The 14,429-nt window shown below is 73.5% G+C and carries 14 protein-coding genes; 6 read left to right on the forward strand and 8 right to left on the reverse strand.

Annotated elements, in window-relative coordinates; translation table 11 throughout:
* The first annotated feature begins 12 nt into the window (after window positions 1-12).
* On the forward strand, window positions 13-873 hold the full coding sequence (locus IIE03_RS18395; RefSeq protein ID WP_192864219.1) for a helix-turn-helix domain-containing protein: 861 nt from the start codon (window positions 13-15) through the stop codon (window positions 871-873).
* A gap of 41 nt (window positions 874-914) precedes the next feature.
* Here IIE03_RS18395 and IIE03_RS18400 read toward each other — a convergent pair whose 3' ends face one another.
* Window positions 915-2,003, reverse strand: coding sequence for a class I SAM-dependent methyltransferase (locus IIE03_RS18400; protein WP_192864220.1), 1,089 nt, complete (start codon window positions 2,001-2,003; stop codon window positions 915-917).
* A 157-nt stretch (window positions 2,004-2,160) separates the two neighbouring features.
* Window positions 2,161-2,775, reverse strand: coding sequence for a TetR/AcrR family transcriptional regulator C-terminal domain-containing protein (locus IIE03_RS18405; protein ID WP_192864221.1), 615 nt, complete (start codon window positions 2,773-2,775; stop codon window positions 2,161-2,163).
* A gap of 165 nt (window positions 2,776-2,940) precedes the next feature.
* On the opposite strand from IIE03_RS18405, the gene IIE03_RS18410 reads away from it, so the two are divergent.
* Complete coding sequence (locus tag IIE03_RS18410; RefSeq protein ID WP_192864222.1) at window positions 2,941-3,312, forward strand: hypothetical protein; 372 nt, start codon at window positions 2,941-2,943, stop codon at window positions 3,310-3,312.
* A 124-nt stretch (window positions 3,313-3,436) separates the two neighbouring features.
* Complete coding sequence (locus IIE03_RS18415) at window positions 3,437-4,417, forward strand: zinc-binding dehydrogenase (RefSeq protein WP_192864223.1); 981 nt, start codon at window positions 3,437-3,439, stop codon at window positions 4,415-4,417.
* Window positions 4,418-4,459: 42 nt separating this feature from the next.
* On the opposite strand, the gene IIE03_RS18420 is transcribed toward IIE03_RS18415, so the two are convergent.
* From IIE03_RS18420 to IIE03_RS18440, 5 genes are all read right to left on the reverse strand, one after another.
* The gene (locus tag IIE03_RS18420) at window positions 4,460-4,987 is read right to left on the reverse strand and encodes an O-acetyl-ADP-ribose deacetylase (protein WP_192864224.1); all 528 of its coding nucleotides are present in this window, start codon (window positions 4,985-4,987) and stop codon (window positions 4,460-4,462) included.
* A gap of 31 nt (window positions 4,988-5,018) precedes the next feature.
* On the reverse strand, window positions 5,019-5,816 hold the full coding sequence (locus IIE03_RS18425; RefSeq protein WP_192864225.1) for an FHA domain-containing protein: 798 nt from the start codon (window positions 5,814-5,816) through the stop codon (window positions 5,019-5,021).
* Between the two features lie 74 nt (window positions 5,817-5,890).
* Window positions 5,891-7,750 carry a serine/threonine-protein kinase gene (locus IIE03_RS18430; protein ID WP_192864226.1) on the reverse strand — a complete coding sequence of 620 codons (1,860 nt, stop codon included), beginning with the start codon at window positions 7,748-7,750 and terminating at the stop codon, window positions 5,891-5,893.
* A 110-nt stretch (window positions 7,751-7,860) separates the two neighbouring features.
* On the reverse strand, window positions 7,861-9,114 hold the full coding sequence (locus IIE03_RS18435) for a histidine kinase (protein WP_192864227.1): 1,254 nt from the start codon (window positions 9,112-9,114) through the stop codon (window positions 7,861-7,863).
* On the reverse strand, window positions 9,104-9,784 hold the full coding sequence (locus IIE03_RS18440; protein WP_192864228.1) for a response regulator transcription factor: 681 nt from the start codon (window positions 9,782-9,784) through the stop codon (window positions 9,104-9,106). Before IIE03_RS18440 ends, IIE03_RS18435 begins: the two co-directional genes overlap by 11 nt.
* Before the next feature lie 180 nt (window positions 9,785-9,964).
* Between IIE03_RS18440 and IIE03_RS18445 the strand changes: the two genes are divergently transcribed.
* A complete protein-coding gene (locus tag IIE03_RS18445) occupies window positions 9,965-11,596 on the forward strand; it encodes an FG-GAP-like repeat-containing protein (protein ID WP_192864229.1) in 1,632 nt (543 codons plus the stop codon).
* A gap of 52 nt (window positions 11,597-11,648) precedes the next feature.
* Window positions 11,649-12,770 (forward strand): PQQ-dependent sugar dehydrogenase, encoded by a 1,122-nt coding sequence (locus IIE03_RS18450; protein ID WP_192864230.1) that lies wholly within the window; start codon window positions 11,649-11,651, stop codon window positions 12,768-12,770.
* A gap of 14 nt (window positions 12,771-12,784) precedes the next feature.
* Here IIE03_RS18450 and IIE03_RS18455 read toward each other — a convergent pair whose 3' ends face one another.
* Window positions 12,785-13,717, reverse strand: coding sequence for a universal stress protein (locus IIE03_RS18455; RefSeq protein ID WP_192864231.1), 933 nt, complete (start codon window positions 13,715-13,717; stop codon window positions 12,785-12,787).
* Window positions 13,718-13,904: 187 nt separating this feature from the next.
* Between IIE03_RS18455 and IIE03_RS18460 the strand changes: the two genes are divergently transcribed.
* Entirely contained in the window at window positions 13,905-14,297 is a 393-nt protein-coding gene (locus IIE03_RS18460; protein ID WP_192864232.1) for a TOBE domain-containing protein, read from the forward strand.
* Window positions 14,298-14,429 lie beyond the last annotated feature (132 nt).

The following is a 14,429-nucleotide window of genomic DNA, read 5'->3' on the forward strand; positions in this document are numbered from 1 at the left end:
ACCGTGCACAGGGTGAGCGACAACGAGCTGGGACTGTTCCTGCGGAACCGCCGCGAGGCCGTCACGCCCGCGCAGGTCGGCCTGCCCGCGGGTGCGCGCCGCAGGACACCCGGCCTCCGGCGGGCCGAGCTGGCGACGCTGGCCGGCGTGAGCGTCGAGTACGTCACCCGCCTCGAACAGGGGCGGGACCGGCACCCGTCGCCGTCGGTCCTCTCGGCCCTCGCCGACGCGCTGCGCCTCGCGCCCAGCGAGCGCGTCCACCTGTACCGCCTCACCAAGGGCGGCGACAGCGGATTCAGCTGCCTGGGCGACGTGCACCCCAATCGGGAGGTGCGCCCGGCCGTCCGGGCGATCCTCGAGCGCCTGGAACCGGCGGCCGCCGTCGTCCTCAACCGTCTGACCGAGGTCCTCGCCTGCACCGACGGATACCGGCGGCTCATGGAGCCCACCGGGTTGTTCGACGACGGCGAGGGGCGGGCCAACCTCGCCCGGTTCGTCTTCACCGATCCCCGCGCCCGCGCCTGCTACCCGGACTGGGACCACCGCGCCGACGAGGTGGTCGCGACGCTGAAGCAGGGACCCTTCCGCGCCGATGCCGACGTCGCGGCGCTCGCCGACGAGCTGACGGTCGCCGCGGGCGGGGAGTTCACCCGGCGGGTGGAGACGGTCCCGGGCCTGGCGGCGGCCACCGGCATCACGAGGTTCCACCACCCGGAGGCAGGCGAGCTCCGTCTCGCCTACGAGGTGCTGGAGCTGTCCGCGGACGACGACCAGCACGTCGTCGTCCACCTCCCGGCTGACGCCGTGGCCGAGTCAGCCCTCGACGGGCTCGCGGGCAGGCGCCCGGGCAGGCTCCGCGTCGTGGGAGGCTGACTGCTCCAGCGGGATCACCGACCGCACCTCCCCGCGATCTGTCAGTCACTCATGCGGTAGAAGCGCCAGAAGTCGTTCTCGATCGGCGCGACCTCGAACGACCCGAATCCGGCCGTGTCGGCCCATCTGGCCACGGTCGGCCCGCGCAGAATCGTGCCGTTGGCCTCGACCGGATCCTCGGCGAGCGTCGCCGGGAGGCAATGCGTGACCGACCATCCGAACTGGAAGCGCTCGACCAGATCGGCAGGCGCGGTGAACTCGTCGGCGACGCGCTCGTCGGCGACCAGCACCTCACCTCCTGCGGCCAGGAGGGAGCGGGCGGTGCGCAGGGCCCCGACCGGGTCGCCCATGTCATGCAACGTCTCGAACATCGTGATCAGGTCGAACGGCCCGTCGGTGGCAAGCGAGGCGGCGTCCGCGACCGTGAAGTGAACCCGGTCGTCCAGGCGGGCCGCGGCGGCTGCCTGGCGGGCCTCGGCCGCCGAGTCCTCGTCGAGGTCGACGCCGAGGACGCTCGCGCCCGGATACGCGCGCGCGAGCGCGAGCGTCGACTGCCCGATGCCGCATCCCAGGTCGAGCAGGCGTGGCCGCTCGGCCGCCCGCAGTCGCCCGTCCAGATCGGGGACGGACCTGAGCCAGTTCGGCAGCTCGTGCAGGTACTGCGGGCGGTTGAAGGCGGCGATGCCGCGGCGGATATCCTCACCGTATTCGCTGTAGGGCACGCCTTCGCCGGTGCGGTACGCCCGTGGCAGGCGACGCATCACGTCGACGACGCCGCCGAACATGATCACGCCGGGCGCGGCGTGGAAGAGACTGTCGCCGTCGAGCAGCACCTCGGCATGGCCTTCAGGCAGCAGGTAACGACGCTCCTCGGCGGGTGCCGTGGGGTCCTCGCACGCGATGTACCCGGCGGCGGCCTGCTGTTCGAGCCACTCGCGGGCGTAGCGTCGGTCGATGTTCGCGGTGTCCGACAGCTTGCCCGGGGTGATCGCGCCGAGATCCGCGAGCGCTCGGTAGAGCCCGAGTTCGAGGCCCAGGTGGACGCTGAGGGTCTCCAGCGACCGGGTCACATCCTCGATGAGCCGCTCGGCCAGGGCCTCTCGGGGGTCGGTGGTTCCGTCCTCGTCCATCGGTCACTCCCTTGCTCGTCGATGAGCTGCTCCGCTCATTCTCGCCGCCGAAGAGGCCTTCGGCGCGGGAACGACGGGTGAAGTCGTCGGGCGGGTACGTCGTTCACCGTCGACAGGTCGTTCCGCGCAGGCGGAACCTCCTGTCCGGACGCCCTGTCTAGGTGGCGGCCTCGGCGCGGATGCCGTTGATCAGGAGGCGGAGCCCGTACTCGAACTGTTCCTCCGAGCCCACGGCGAACATCTCCTCACCCGGGGGTCCGTCCGGGAGGCCGGCGACCGCGTGGCTGACCTGCTCCCAGCGGGCGTCGCGGCTGCCTGCCTGCACGCTCATCGCCAGGGCCGCGGCGAGGTAGGCGATCAGTGCCTGCGAGGACCGCACGACGTCGGCCGGTGCCAGGCCCGCCTCGGCCAGGGCGGCGAACAGCCCGGCGCCCAGCCGCCTGCCGTTCTCGCCGAGTGGCGGCCGCGCGGCGACGTGCGCGGCGATGCCGGGATGCCGCAGCGCCGAGGACCGGATCGCGAAGGTGATCGCGCGCACCCGCTCGTCCCACGGCGTCGCGGGGCCGGGATCCCGCGCGTCCGCGAGTGCGGCGTCCGCGACGGCGTCCAGCAGCGCCTCGCGATCGGCGAAGTGGCGGTACAGCGCCATCGGGTCGCAGTCGAGGTCGGCGGCGATGCGGCGCATCGACATCGCGGCGGCGCCCTCGCGGTCGCCGAGCCGCAGCGCCGCCGCCGCGATCGCCGCGGGAGTGAGGCGTGCGGGCCTGGCCATGTGAACCCTTCGTTCGAGAGGGCTTCCGAGTCTACGACGTAGACATCGGCATGCCCGTATGTCTACGCTGTAGACATACGGGCGGATCGGTTCGGCATCGGCTGCCCGCGTGGGATCTGCCGTGCGGGACGCCCGTGCGGAATCGCTCGACCGGAGGAGACCGGAATGCGCATCATCACGACCGGCAGGGTGGCGGCGCTCGCGCTGAGCGTCGCCACGTTCGCCTTCCTGTTCATCCACGACTCATGGCGACCGGACAACCTGTTCCTGGTCCCTGACCTCGTCCTGTGCGTGACCCTCGTGGCCGCCGCGCTGACCCCGGCGCGCTGGGCGAGCCGCGCCCTGCTCTTCGCGTTCGGGCTCACCGCGGGTGTGCTCATGACGTCCGTCGCGTCGTACGCGGTCGACGGGCGGTTCGGCGGGGCGAGCCTGCTCGGCGCCGTGGCCGCGGTGGTCCTCGCGGCGTTGATCGCCCGGTCGGGGCCGGCCGCGATGACAGGACCTGCCGCCACGACAGGACCGGGCGCCACGGAATGACCGGCCACGGAATGACCGGCGACAAGACGACCGGCGAAGGCACGATCGGTGACCACGGGACGACCAGCCGGGGCACGATGACCGGTCACGACATGACCCGCCGCCACGCGACCGGTCGGCACGTATGACGGCCGTCCGGCGGAGCGTCGTCGTGGAGCGGTTCGGCGATCCCTCGGTGCTGCGCCCGCGGACGGACCCGCTCCCGCTGCCAGGGCCGGGACAGGCGCTGGTGCGCGTGCTCGCGTCCGGTGTGGCACGAGCCGACGCGCTGATGCGCTCCGGCCGGTATCCCCGCGGGCCCAGGCCACCGTTCGTACCCGGCTGGGACGTCGCGGGTCACGTCGAGGACGTCGGGGGCGGGGTGCCGGCCGAATGGCTCGGCCGGCGGGTGGTCGCCCTGGTGCCGGCCGGCGGCTACACCAGCCACGCCGTCGTACCGGCCGAGCGCCTGGTCCCCGTCCCCGACGGGACCGACCTGCACGCGGCGGCCTGCCTCCCGCTGAACTACGTCACGGCGTACCAGCTGCTGCATCGGGTGGCCGACGTCGGGCCGGGGGACCGGGTCCTCGTGCGCGGCGCCTCCGGCGGCGTGGGGACGGCGCTGCTCGACCTCGCCGCGCGGGCCGGCGCGGTCGTGTTCGGCAGCGCCTCGGCGCGCGGCCGCGACGTCGTGCGGTCGTTCGGCGCCGAGTTCGTCGACGACGCGTCGGCGGACCTCCGCGGGATCGCGCCGGACGTCGTCCTCGACTCGATCGGCGGCGACGGGCTGACCCGCTCCCTGCGGGCGCTGTCCGACGGCGGCGTGCTGGTGTCCTTCGGCTTCTTGGCGGGACTCGACCGGCCCGCGCTGCTGCGTCAGGCGGCGCGCGTGCTCGGGTGGTCGGCGCTGCCGAACGGCAGGCGGGTCCGGACGTACCGGTTGAGCGCGGCGGTGCGTCGCGCACCGGGCCAGGTCCGCGACGACCTCGCCACGCTCGTGGGCCACCTCGCGGCCGGTGAGCTGCGAACACTCGTGGCCGGTGCGCTGCCGCTGGACCGGGCCGCCGACGCCCACCGCGCGCTGGAGGACCGCGCCGTCCGTGGCAAGCTCCTGCTCACGCCGTGAGCGACGCGGGCGTGCGCCGACCACCGCAGATCACGCGATCTCCTAGCGGTGGCCCTGGTCGTCGCGGCGGGACAGGGTCAGCTGCCGCTCGACCTCGCGGAGGAGCTCTTCGCTGAACGCGACCACCGTGATCACCTCGACCCGCGACGGCGTCGTGGCGAGGGTCTCGACGGCGACCCGGACGGCGTCGTCGACCGGCCAGCCGAACGATCCCGCGCCGATGAGCGGGACGGCGATCGTCGTCGCGCCCAGCTCGTCGGCGGTCTCCAGGACGCGGCGGTAGCACGACACGAGGAGCTCCCGGTCGCGCTCGCCGCGGTTCCAGTTGGGCCCCACGGTGTGGATCACCCATCGCGCCGGCAGGTTCCCGGCGGTCGTCCAGCCGGCGTCACCCGTCGCCAGGCCGTTCGGGAACCGCCGGCGGCAGTCGGCGAGGATCTCGGGCCCGCCGACGCCGTGGATCGCGCCGTCGACCCCGCCACCGCCGCGCATCGCGCGGTTCGCGGCGTTCACAACGGCGTCCACGCGCTGCTCGGTGATGTCACCGCGCACGGCCCGGATCGTGGTCACGAGACGATTGTCCCAGGCAGGCGCGGGTCGGTCACCGGTTCGCGTCCAGCAGGTCCAGGTCCGGCGGGACGATCGTGCGGGACGCCATGAGCTCCACCACCAGGTTGTGCTTGAGCCGGTTCCCGACGGGGCTGCCGACCTCGGCCGCAGTCAGGCCCGGGACGCCCTTCGAGGACAGGCGCTCCCGCACGCCGTCCACGATCCGGCCGACCTTGGACTTGCTCCATCGTTCGCCACGGTCGACGTCGCGCAGCAGGGCCGCGACCGCCTCCCGGGACCACGGTTCCGGGTGCCGCTCGTACAGGAGGTAGGGCTGGGCGGTCGCCACGACGGCGAGCTTCTCCGCGGGGGAGAGCGCCCACGTCTGCCCGTCGAACGTCGGCTCCCCGTACACGGGCCGCGGCCCGTTGCCCGTCCCGTCGGACACGTAGATCTCGACCAGGTGCGTCCGGCTCGCCGAGGTCCGGATGAACACGGGCGTGTACCCGGGGGTGAGCGGGTAGGGCGCGCTCTCGTGGAAGAGCTGCGTCGTGCCCGGGAGCTGGAGGTTGCGCCGGCCGCTGTTGCGCAGCCACCAGGCGCCGTCGTCGTACCGCAGGACGCCGTGCCTGCGGCTGACGCTGCGGTCGTCGCCGCCCACGAGCACCTGAACCGCGGGCTTCTCGCGACCGAACGTGACCTCCACCCCCGGCTGCGGCGGATGTTTCACCCCGCCGCCGAAGGAGAGCACGTACAGGGTCCCGGGATCGCGGTCCGCCACCCCGTGCGCCAGGCTCGCCTGCGTCGGAGGGAGCTTCTCGAGCTTGCTGTCGTGCTGCGTGGTCGTCATGTCGGCCTCCTGAGTCGCCTCGGCGGGAAGCGTGGCACGAGGGTACCGAGACCCCTCCCGGTCCGCTCCCGACCTCAGCCCGGCAGCGCCTCGGCGACCGCGCGTGCCGCCGCCGTCGTCTCGTTGCACAGCGTCTCGAGCGGCTTGTCGCCCGTGCCCTCGATGACGACGCGCACGAGATCGGCCGTGGTCGAGGCGCCGCCGTCGGCGTCCGGGCGCTCGGCGGCCACCACGCTGACGATGCACGTGTCCCGCCCCCAGGAGTCCTCGCCCACGTACGCGTCGTACCCGCCCAGGGTGATGCGGCGGCCGTCGTGGTCGCCGAGCGGCTCGTGGTGCTGGAAGAGCACGCGGAGCTCCTCCCCGGCGGCGTTGTCCCAGCGGCAGTCCCACGCGGCGAAGCCCACGACCCGGTCCTCGAGCGGGCGCCCGTCCAGGAAGGCGTCGACGGCCGCGTCCTCTCCCAGGTGGCAGGCGTTCTGGCTGAGCAGCGCCCCGGGTTCCGGCGTGAAGAGCCGGCGCGGGATCTCGCCCGCGTTGAGCCGCGCGACGGCGGTCTCCACGGCGGAGTCCGCGACCGCGCACAGGTCGTTCACCTCGGCCTCGCTCGTCGCGTCGACGGCGACGACGTGGTCGCCCGTCGGCAGGAGCAGGTCCCGCTCGCAGAACCCGGACGGGTCGGGGGCGGCCCGCACGACCCCGACGACGCCGTGCTGCTCGGCCTCGCCCGCCCCGTCCAGCCGGGACGAGCTGCGCCACATCTTGAGCTCGACGAAGAGCTCGGCGCCGGACGGCTCCGTGATGCTCACGTCGCACCGGTTCAGCTCCCGGCGGTCGGTGTCCAGGCGCGCTTCGCCGAAGCTCGCGAGCGTGTCGACGTCGAGCAGCGCGCACGGATCCGCCGTCGCCTCGTCGCCGACCGCACCGGGCTGCCCGGCCGCCTGGGCAGGGCTCGAGGGGGCCGGCGTGAGGGCCGCACCGGGCGGGATCCCCGTGTCCGACGACGGACCGAGCATCCGCCACAGGCCGAACACGAGCGCGCCCACGGCGGCGACGGCGGCCGCCGCCAGGAGCACGGACCGGCGCCGGCCCGTGACACCCCGCCGGACCGCGTCGCCCAGCCCGGCGCGCGGCTCGCCGGCGACGGCGGCGAGGTCGCCTCGGATCCGCTCGAGCGTGGGGCGGCCGCGCGGACTGGTGCTGAGCATCCGCCGCACGAGCGGCGCGATCTCGCCGCCGCGGGTGAGCGGGTGGACGGGCTGCGTCTGGGTGCGGTGGAGGAGGGTGCGTTCGTCGCCGGTGCCGTACGGGCTGGTGCCCTCCAGGGCGTGGTAGAGCGTGGCGCCGAGGGAGAAGACGTCGCTCGCCTCGTTCACGTCGGCGGTCTCGGCCGCCTCGGGGGACAGGTAGCCCGGGGTGCCGATCAGCCGCGCGTCGCCGCTCAGCGTGGTCAGGCCGTGCAGGTCTCGCGCGACGCCGAAGTCCGCCAGCTTGGCGACGCCGTCGTCGGTCACGAGCACGTTGGACGGCTTGATGTCCTGGTGCAGCACGCCCGCCTCGTGCACGCTCGCCAGGCCGCCGGCGAGCTGTGCGCCGTACCGGGCGACGTCGCGCACCGGGAGCCGGCCCAGGTCCGCGAGCGTCCGCCCGGGCACGTACTCCATGACGAGCCAGATCCGCGTGACGTTCCCGTCGGCGTCCTTCTCGGCGACGGTGCGGTGGACGGTGACCACGTTCGGATGGTTGACCCGCGCGAGCTTGCGGGCCTCGCGAAGGAGCCCGCGCGCGGCGCCGGGCTCGGGACCGGGCGCCAGCTTCAGCGCGACGTGGCGTTCGAGGTGCAGTTCCACGGCCTTCCAGACCTCGCCCTGCCCGCCCCGGCCCAGGCGCTCCTCGAGCCTGAACTGGCCCGCGATCGTCTGCCCGCTCTCCATGCACAGTCCCCCTGACGGCGATTCGCCCGGATCGCGTCCCGTGGAGCCAGGCTAGTGCACGGAATATGGCATGGACCAGGGATGTCGGCGAGGAAGCGGTCCGGTCCCGCTCACCGCGTCCGGAGTGCCGGGACCTGTCCGGTCACGATCGTGCCCGCGCCGCGTGCGCTCGTGACCTCGATCGTGCCGCCGGCCGCTCCCAGGCGGTCCGCCAGGTTCTCGAGCCCGCTCCCGCCCCGCACCGTGCCGGGGTCGAATCCGCGGCCGTCGTCGGCGACCTCGAAGAAGAGCACACCGTCGTCGCCGTCGCGGAGGCGGACGTGTGCCACGGCCTCGTGGCCGGCGTGCTTCGCGACGTTCTGCAAGGCCTCGACGCAGCAGAAATAGACCGCCGCCTCCACCTCGGGCGGATACCTGGACACGCCCGCCAACGACATCGTGACGGTGTTGGGCAGGCGGTCGGCGGCGGACTGGAGCGCTGCCACGAGCCCGTGCTCGGTCAATACCTGCGGGAACATCCCCTGCGTGAGCCGGCGCAGCTCGGCCTGCGCCTCGCGCACGTCGTGGCGGAGGTTCCCGACGGCGAGGGCCGCCCGCTCCGGGTCACGCAGGCACTGCTCCCGGATCATCGAGAGCTTCAGCCCCATCGCGACGAGCCGTTGCTGGGTCCCGTCGTGCAGGTCGCGCTCCATGCGCCGGCGCTCCCGGTCGGTGGCCGCGACGACCCGTGCCCGCGACGCCCGCAGCTCCTCGGCGTGGCGGCGCAGCGCCGACTGCGAGGCCAGCAGCCTCTCGTTGGAACGGTGCGTCTCGTCGAGCAACCTGCGCAGCCGCGCGTTGTTCGACAGGCCGAGGTGGGCGATCATGCCGCCCAGGAACGGTGTGAAGAAGATGATGACGGTCGGGGGAAGCCAGTCCGGAAGTTCTCCGGTGAGTCCGGAGAAGTCCTGGAGCAGGCCGAGAGCCGCGACCCCCATGGCGACCGCCAGTGACACCACCAGGTAGGGCCGGAGACGGCCGGCGGAGGTGTAGGGGGCCGCGAAGACCGCCGGCAGCAGGGCGGCGAGGACCATCAGCGGCCAGGCGAAGGTGGCGACGGCGGTCGCGCCCATCGCGATCGCCCAGTTCGCGACGGCGAGCCACGACACGGTGCGGCCCGCCTCGCCCCGGGCGAGCGGCCGCAGGCCCGCCAGCATGGCCAGGCCGGCGCAGCCCACCATCACCGCCAGGGCGAGCAGCCACGGGGACCGGTGGACCAGGAGCCAGGCCGCCAGCAGCACCACGACCGCGGTGCCGCAGGTCCCGGCGTCGAAGAGCACGAACCTGCGGAGCCTCCCGTCGTGAGACGGGTGGTCAACGGGCATGCTCGGGGTCGCCGGCGAGGAAGAGCAGGACTGCCTTCACCCGGCGGTTGACCTCCGGATCGTCCACGAGCCCGAGCTTGGCGAAGATCGAGTTCGCGTGCTTCTCCACGGCGTGGCGGGTGACGCCGAGCGACTCGGCCACCGCGGCGTTGCTGCTCCCGGTGGCGATCTCGGCCAGCACCTCCCGCTCCCGCTGCGTGAGGGTAGCGATCGGCGAGTCCACGAGCCGTGACCGGGACCGGATCATCGTCTCGACCACCTCGCCGTCGATGTAGGACCCGCCCGCCGCGGCGGCCCGGATCGCGTGGACCAGCTGGTCCAGGTCGTCCACGTGGTCCTTGAGCAGATAGGCCCGGCCCCGCGACCCGCCGCGCAGCACCTCGAGCGCGTAGACGGGATCGGCGAACTGGGAGATCACGACGACCCCGATGTCGGGGTACTCGTCGCGGAGCACGCGAGCCGCCCGGACGCCCTCGTCGGTGTTGTCGGGAGGCATCCGGATGTCCGTGAGCACCACGTCCGGGACGTGCCGGCGTACGGCGGACAGGAGCTCGGGCAGAGAGCCGCAGACCGCGCACAGCTCGAACCCCTCGACACCGCGGAGAAGGCTCGCCAGCCCCTGCCGCACCAGCAGGTTGTCCTCCGCGAGCACGAGCCGCAAGCCACCCATGTCCGCCACAGTAGTCCACCGCGTGCCACCGGGTCGGGGTGCCTTCCGCACCGTCACGGTGCGGAAAGCCCTACCGGCGACTGCAGGTCGACGGTGGTGCTGGTCCTCTGTCGCGAACCGGCGACCTCGCAGCAGGCTGGGCGGGTCCAGCTCCACCGTCCTCATGCGAAGGAGGCAACCATGGCACCGTACCGGTTGCTGTCATCCGTCCTCGCCGCCACGCTGGCACTCGTCGTCCTCCCCGTACCGGCCGGGGCGGCGGCGGACCCGCCGGATCCGGACGAGACCGTCTGCGACTTCGACGACGACGGCCACAACGACCTCGCCGTCGGGGTTCCCGGAGAGGACAATCGCGGGGCGGTGAACATCGAGTACCACGACGGGTACTTCCCGCACGTGCCCGCGATCATCCACCCGCCCGGGGACGTCGAGGGCGGCTCGGACTTCGGTGCCGCGCTGTCCTGCGGCGACTTCGACCACGACGGGGTCGCCGACCTCGCCGTCGGCGCTCCCCAGGCGCGGCCCGGCGGGCGCGTCTACATCTACTGGGGCGACACCCAGCGGCCACTGAGGTCCTACGTCTGGTTCTCCCAGAACAACAGCCACGTCCCGGGGACGGCGTCGTCGGGGGAGTGGTTCGGGTTCTCCCTCGCCGCCGGTGACTTCAACGCGGACGGCCGGGACGACCTGGCGGTCGGCATCCCGCGCGACTCCGATCCGGAGAAACAGGCCGGTAGCGTCGCCGTCGTCTACGGCAGCGCCGCCGGCTGGCTCAACGGGCCGCTGGGGCCGGTGTCCCTGCTCACCGGCGGCTACAAGGAGAACCCGCTCGAGAACTCGCACCAGCTCTTCGGCTGGTCGCTCGCCGCGGCCCCGCTCGTCGCCGGCGGAGGTGACGACCTCGCCGTCGGAGCTCCCGCGACCTCTGTGCCCGGCGACGGCTTCAACTGCACGTGGGAGTGCATTCTCTACGCCGGGCGCGTCTACGTGTTCCGCAGCCAGGTCGACAGCCTGCTGTCGTACCAGATGCTGGAGGCCTCGGACTTCGCGGCCCCGGCCGGCCAGCAGTTCGCCCGCTTCGGCACCAGTCTCGCGGCCGGCGACTTCGACGGTTCCGGCGGCTCGGCCGGCCTGGCGATCGGAGCGCCGGACCACGACGTCCCCGGCGCGTCGTACGCCGGCCTCGTGTACGTGGCGCGCGGCAGCGGGGCGGGCCCGGTCCCCGAGTACGACGGTGTGCTCGAACAGTCCGACGCCGGCGGTGCGGTCGAGACCGGGGACCGGTTCGGTACCGCACTGGCCGCGGGCGACCTGGACGTCGACGGCATCGACGACCTGGCCGTCGGCGTTCCGGGCGAAGACGTCAAGGTCGGCTCTTCCGACGCCGTGGACGCGGGAGCCGTGTTCGTCGTGTACGGCAGCTCGTCCTCGAGCAGCTACTGGCAGTCGCATCGAGTTCTGGTGCAGGGAACCTACGGGCTTGCCGGAAGCCCGGAGACGCACGACTACTTCGGCGGGGCCCTGGCCGTGCTCCCGCTCCTGGCCTACGACGACCTGGTGATCGGAGCACCCGGTGAGGAGGGACCTTCCGGCGTGCAGCCCGACACCGATCACGCCGGTCACGTGATGATCGCCATCGGCTATCCCGACCAGGGTCCGGTCAGCGACCCCGAGCTCAGCCTGAACCAGGACACCGGGGCGCCCTATCACGTCGCCGACCAGCGCGAAGTGGTGTCCAGCGACGCACCCGTCGGAGCCTCCGTCACCTTCGTCGGTGCCGGTGAGTGGTTCGGCTGGAGCATGGGGCAGTAGACGATCGCGGCCGGGCTTGGATCCGCGTCCACAGCACGACAGACTCGGGCGAATGAGGAGAACCGCAAACGTACTCGCGCTCGTCGTCGTCGCCGGTGTCGCGCTCGCCGGATGTGGTGCCGCTCCGGGCGAGGGCCCGGAGCGGGACCCGATCACGTCGCCGGCGGCGCCGCGGGCCACGCCCGCCGTGCCGTCGTCGTCCGCGGCCGCCGTCGAATCCGTCGGGGAACCACGGGCCGTGGCGACCGGGCTCGCCGCCCCCTGGTCGGTCGCGTTCCTCGGTACGACGGCGCTGATCAGCGAGCGCGACAGCGCCGACGTGCGGGAGCTGCTCGACGACGGGAGCACGCGCGTCGTCGGCACGATCGAGGGCGTCAGCCCCGAGGGCGAGGGCGGCCTGCTCGGGCTGGCCGTGGACGACGACGGGCGCCTCTACGCGTACTCGACCGGGGCGGGCGGCAACCGCGTGCAGCGGATCGAGCTCACGGGTGAGCCCGGCTCGCTCGGCCTCGGGCAGGCCGAGACGATCCTCGACGGGATCCCGTCCGCGAGCTTCCACGACGGCGGGCGGATCGCGTTCGGGCCCGACGGCATGCTCTACGTGACGACGGGCGACGCGGGCGACGGGGACGCCGCGCAGGACCTGGACAGCCTGGCCGGGAAGATCCTGCGCATGACGCCCGACGGCGACGTCCCGGACGACAACCCGTTCGACGGCTCGCTCGTCCTCAGCTACGGCCACCGCAACCCGCAGGGCATCGACTGGGCCGACGACGGGACGATGTTCGCCTCGGAGTTCGGGCAGAACACGTGGGACGAACTGAACGTCATCACGCCCGGCGGCAACTACGGCTGGCCGGTCGTCGAGGGCGTGGCGGGCGACGAGCGGTACGTCGATCCGGTGCAGCAGTGGAGCCCGGCCGAGGCGAGCCCGAGCGGGATCGAGATCATCGGCGGCACGATCTTCGTCGCCAACCTGCGCGGTGCGGTGCTCCGCGCCGTGCCGGTCGCGCAGCCCTCGGAGTCCGCCGAGTACTACGCGGGGGAGTTCGGGCGGCTCCGTGACGTCACGGCGTCGCCCGACGGCGACCTGTGGTTCCTCACCAACAACACGGACGGCCGGGGCGACCCCGGGCCCGACGACGACCGCCTGATGGCGGTGGCGGTGGAGTAGGAGAGGGGTCGCGGTCAGGCGGCGTCCGCGCGGACGACGGCGACCGGGTGGCGCGCGTGGGAGACCACGGTGTGGCTGACGGACCCGAGCAGCGCGGCCCGGATCTCGCCGCGTCCGCGCGTGCCGACGACGGTGAGGGCGGCGTCGCGCGACAGCTCGACCAGCACGTCGCCGGCCCGGCCCTCCGCGACCCGCACGGTGACGTCGGGCTCGGGTCCGGCGGCCCCGACGTCCGCGGCGGCGCGGGCGACCAGTTGGCTGACCGACGACTCGGCGCGCGTCTCCGCCTGTGCGTGCTGGTGCTCGGCCTCGACGGCGACCTCCGTGTGCCCGGGATCGAAGAACGGGAGGGTCGGCGCCTCCGCGCGGTAGGCGTGGATCGCGACGAGCCGCGCGGATCGCCGGGCCGCCTCCCGGAGCGCGAACCGCAGGGCGGCGTCGCCGTGCTCCGATCCGTCGACCCCGACGACGATCGACCCGTCGTCCGGCGGCACGTCCTCCGGCGACGGCACCACCACGGTCGGGCAGGGCGCGTGCGGCACCACCTGCCCGCTCACGGAGCCCATCGCGATGGCCGCGGCGGTGCCCAGCCCGCGGGTGCCGACGACGAGCAGCCCCGCGCCGTCGCGCGCCGCCTCGAGCAGGGCGTCCCCGGGAGGAAGGAGGGCGAGGTGGGTGTCCAGCCGGACGCCCGGGGCTCGCTCGTCGACCCGCCGCCCGGCGTCCGCGAGGACCTCCTCGGCGGCCTGGCGCAGGTCGTCCGCAGCCGGTACGACGGTCGTGCCCCCGAGCGGCCCGACCGTGACCGACGTGTGGAGGCCGTACACGACGAGCAGGCTCGTCTCCCGGATCTGGGCCTCGGTCGTGGCCCAGTCCAGCGCGACGACGCTGTCGGGCGAGCCGTCGACGCCGACGACGATATGGCCGTCCGTGCTGTGACCGTTCATGTCAGCCGCTCCGTTCGAGGATGTCGGTGCGCCGGGTCTGTCGTGCGCGCCGGGTCGGTGGCGGTGCTCGCGTCTCCCTCCAGGTAATCACGGTGCCCCGGATCCGCACGCGGAGGACGGCAGATGGGGGGCCCGCGCTCGCGGGAGAAATCTTGGATATTGCCCGCAGGTGCGGCACAGTGAGCGTATGGAGTACCGAATCGCGGAAGCCGCCGAGCTGCTCGGCGTCAGCGACGACACGATGCGGCGCTGGGCCGACGCCGGGCGCGTCCCCACCGGCACCCGAAACGGGCGCGCGGTCATCCCCGGCGCAGCACTGGCGGAGCTGGCCGCCTCCCTCGTCGACACCGGCGAGCACGCGCGCACCCGCAGCGGCTCCGTGAGCGCACGCAACCGGATGACGGGGCTCGTCACGCGCGTCACCAAGGACACCGTGATGGCCCAGATCGAGATGGTCTGCGGCCCGTACCGGATGGTCTCCCTGATGAGCGCCGAGGCCGCCACGGAGCTGGGCCTGGAGCCGGGCGTCCGCGCCATCGCCTCGGTCAAGGCGACCACCGTGGTCGTGGAGCGGGCGTGACCGGCCGGGGCTCCGCTGCGCTCGGCAGTTCGTCGGGTGATCGGCGGCCCGAGGTGCCGATCATCAGGCAGACTGCCGAAGACTGCGGCAGGAGGGCGGGCCCCTGCCGGGTCAGGCCCGCGGGGGATCGCG

This window comes from Myceligenerans pegani (assembly GCF_014892515.1).
Lineage (GTDB): Bacteria > Actinomycetota > Actinomycetes > Actinomycetales > Cellulomonadaceae > Myceligenerans > Myceligenerans pegani.

Excerpts from the sequence above, each read along its gene's own strand:
- IIE03_RS18400 (WP_192864220.1), bottom strand. The coding sequence starts at position 2,003 with ATGGACGAGGACGGAACCACCGACCCCCGAGAGGCCCTGGCCGAGCGG.
- IIE03_RS18405 (WP_192864221.1), bottom strand. The coding sequence starts at position 2,775 with ATGGCCAGGCCCGCACGCCTCACTCCCGCGGCGATCGCGGCGGCGGCG.
- IIE03_RS18410 (WP_192864222.1), top strand. The coding sequence starts at position 2,941 with ATGCGCATCATCACGACCGGCAGGGTGGCGGCGCTCGCGCTGAGCGTC.
- IIE03_RS18415 (WP_192864223.1), top strand. The coding sequence starts at position 3,437 with ATGACGGCCGTCCGGCGGAGCGTCGTCGTGGAGCGGTTCGGCGATCCC.
- IIE03_RS18425 (WP_192864225.1), bottom strand. The coding sequence starts at position 5,816 with ATGACGACCACGCAGCACGACAGCAAGCTCGAGAAGCTCCCTCCGACG.
- IIE03_RS18430 (WP_192864226.1), bottom strand. The coding sequence starts at position 7,750 with ATGGAGAGCGGGCAGACGATCGCGGGCCAGTTCAGGCTCGAGGAGCGC.
- IIE03_RS18435 (WP_192864227.1), bottom strand. The coding sequence starts at position 9,114 with ATGCCCGTTGACCACCCGTCTCACGACGGGAGGCTCCGCAGGTTCGTG.
- IIE03_RS18440 (WP_192864228.1), bottom strand. The coding sequence starts at position 9,784 with ATGGGTGGCTTGCGGCTCGTGCTCGCGGAGGACAACCTGCTGGTGCGG.
- IIE03_RS18445 (WP_192864229.1), top strand. The coding sequence starts at position 9,965 with ATGGCACCGTACCGGTTGCTGTCATCCGTCCTCGCCGCCACGCTGGCA.
- IIE03_RS18450 (WP_192864230.1), top strand. The coding sequence starts at position 11,649 with ATGAGGAGAACCGCAAACGTACTCGCGCTCGTCGTCGTCGCCGGTGTC.
- IIE03_RS18455 (WP_192864231.1), bottom strand. The coding sequence starts at position 13,717 with ATGAACGGTCACAGCACGGACGGCCATATCGTCGTCGGCGTCGACGGC.
- IIE03_RS18460 (WP_192864232.1), top strand. The coding sequence starts at position 13,905 with ATGGAGTACCGAATCGCGGAAGCCGCCGAGCTGCTCGGCGTCAGCGAC.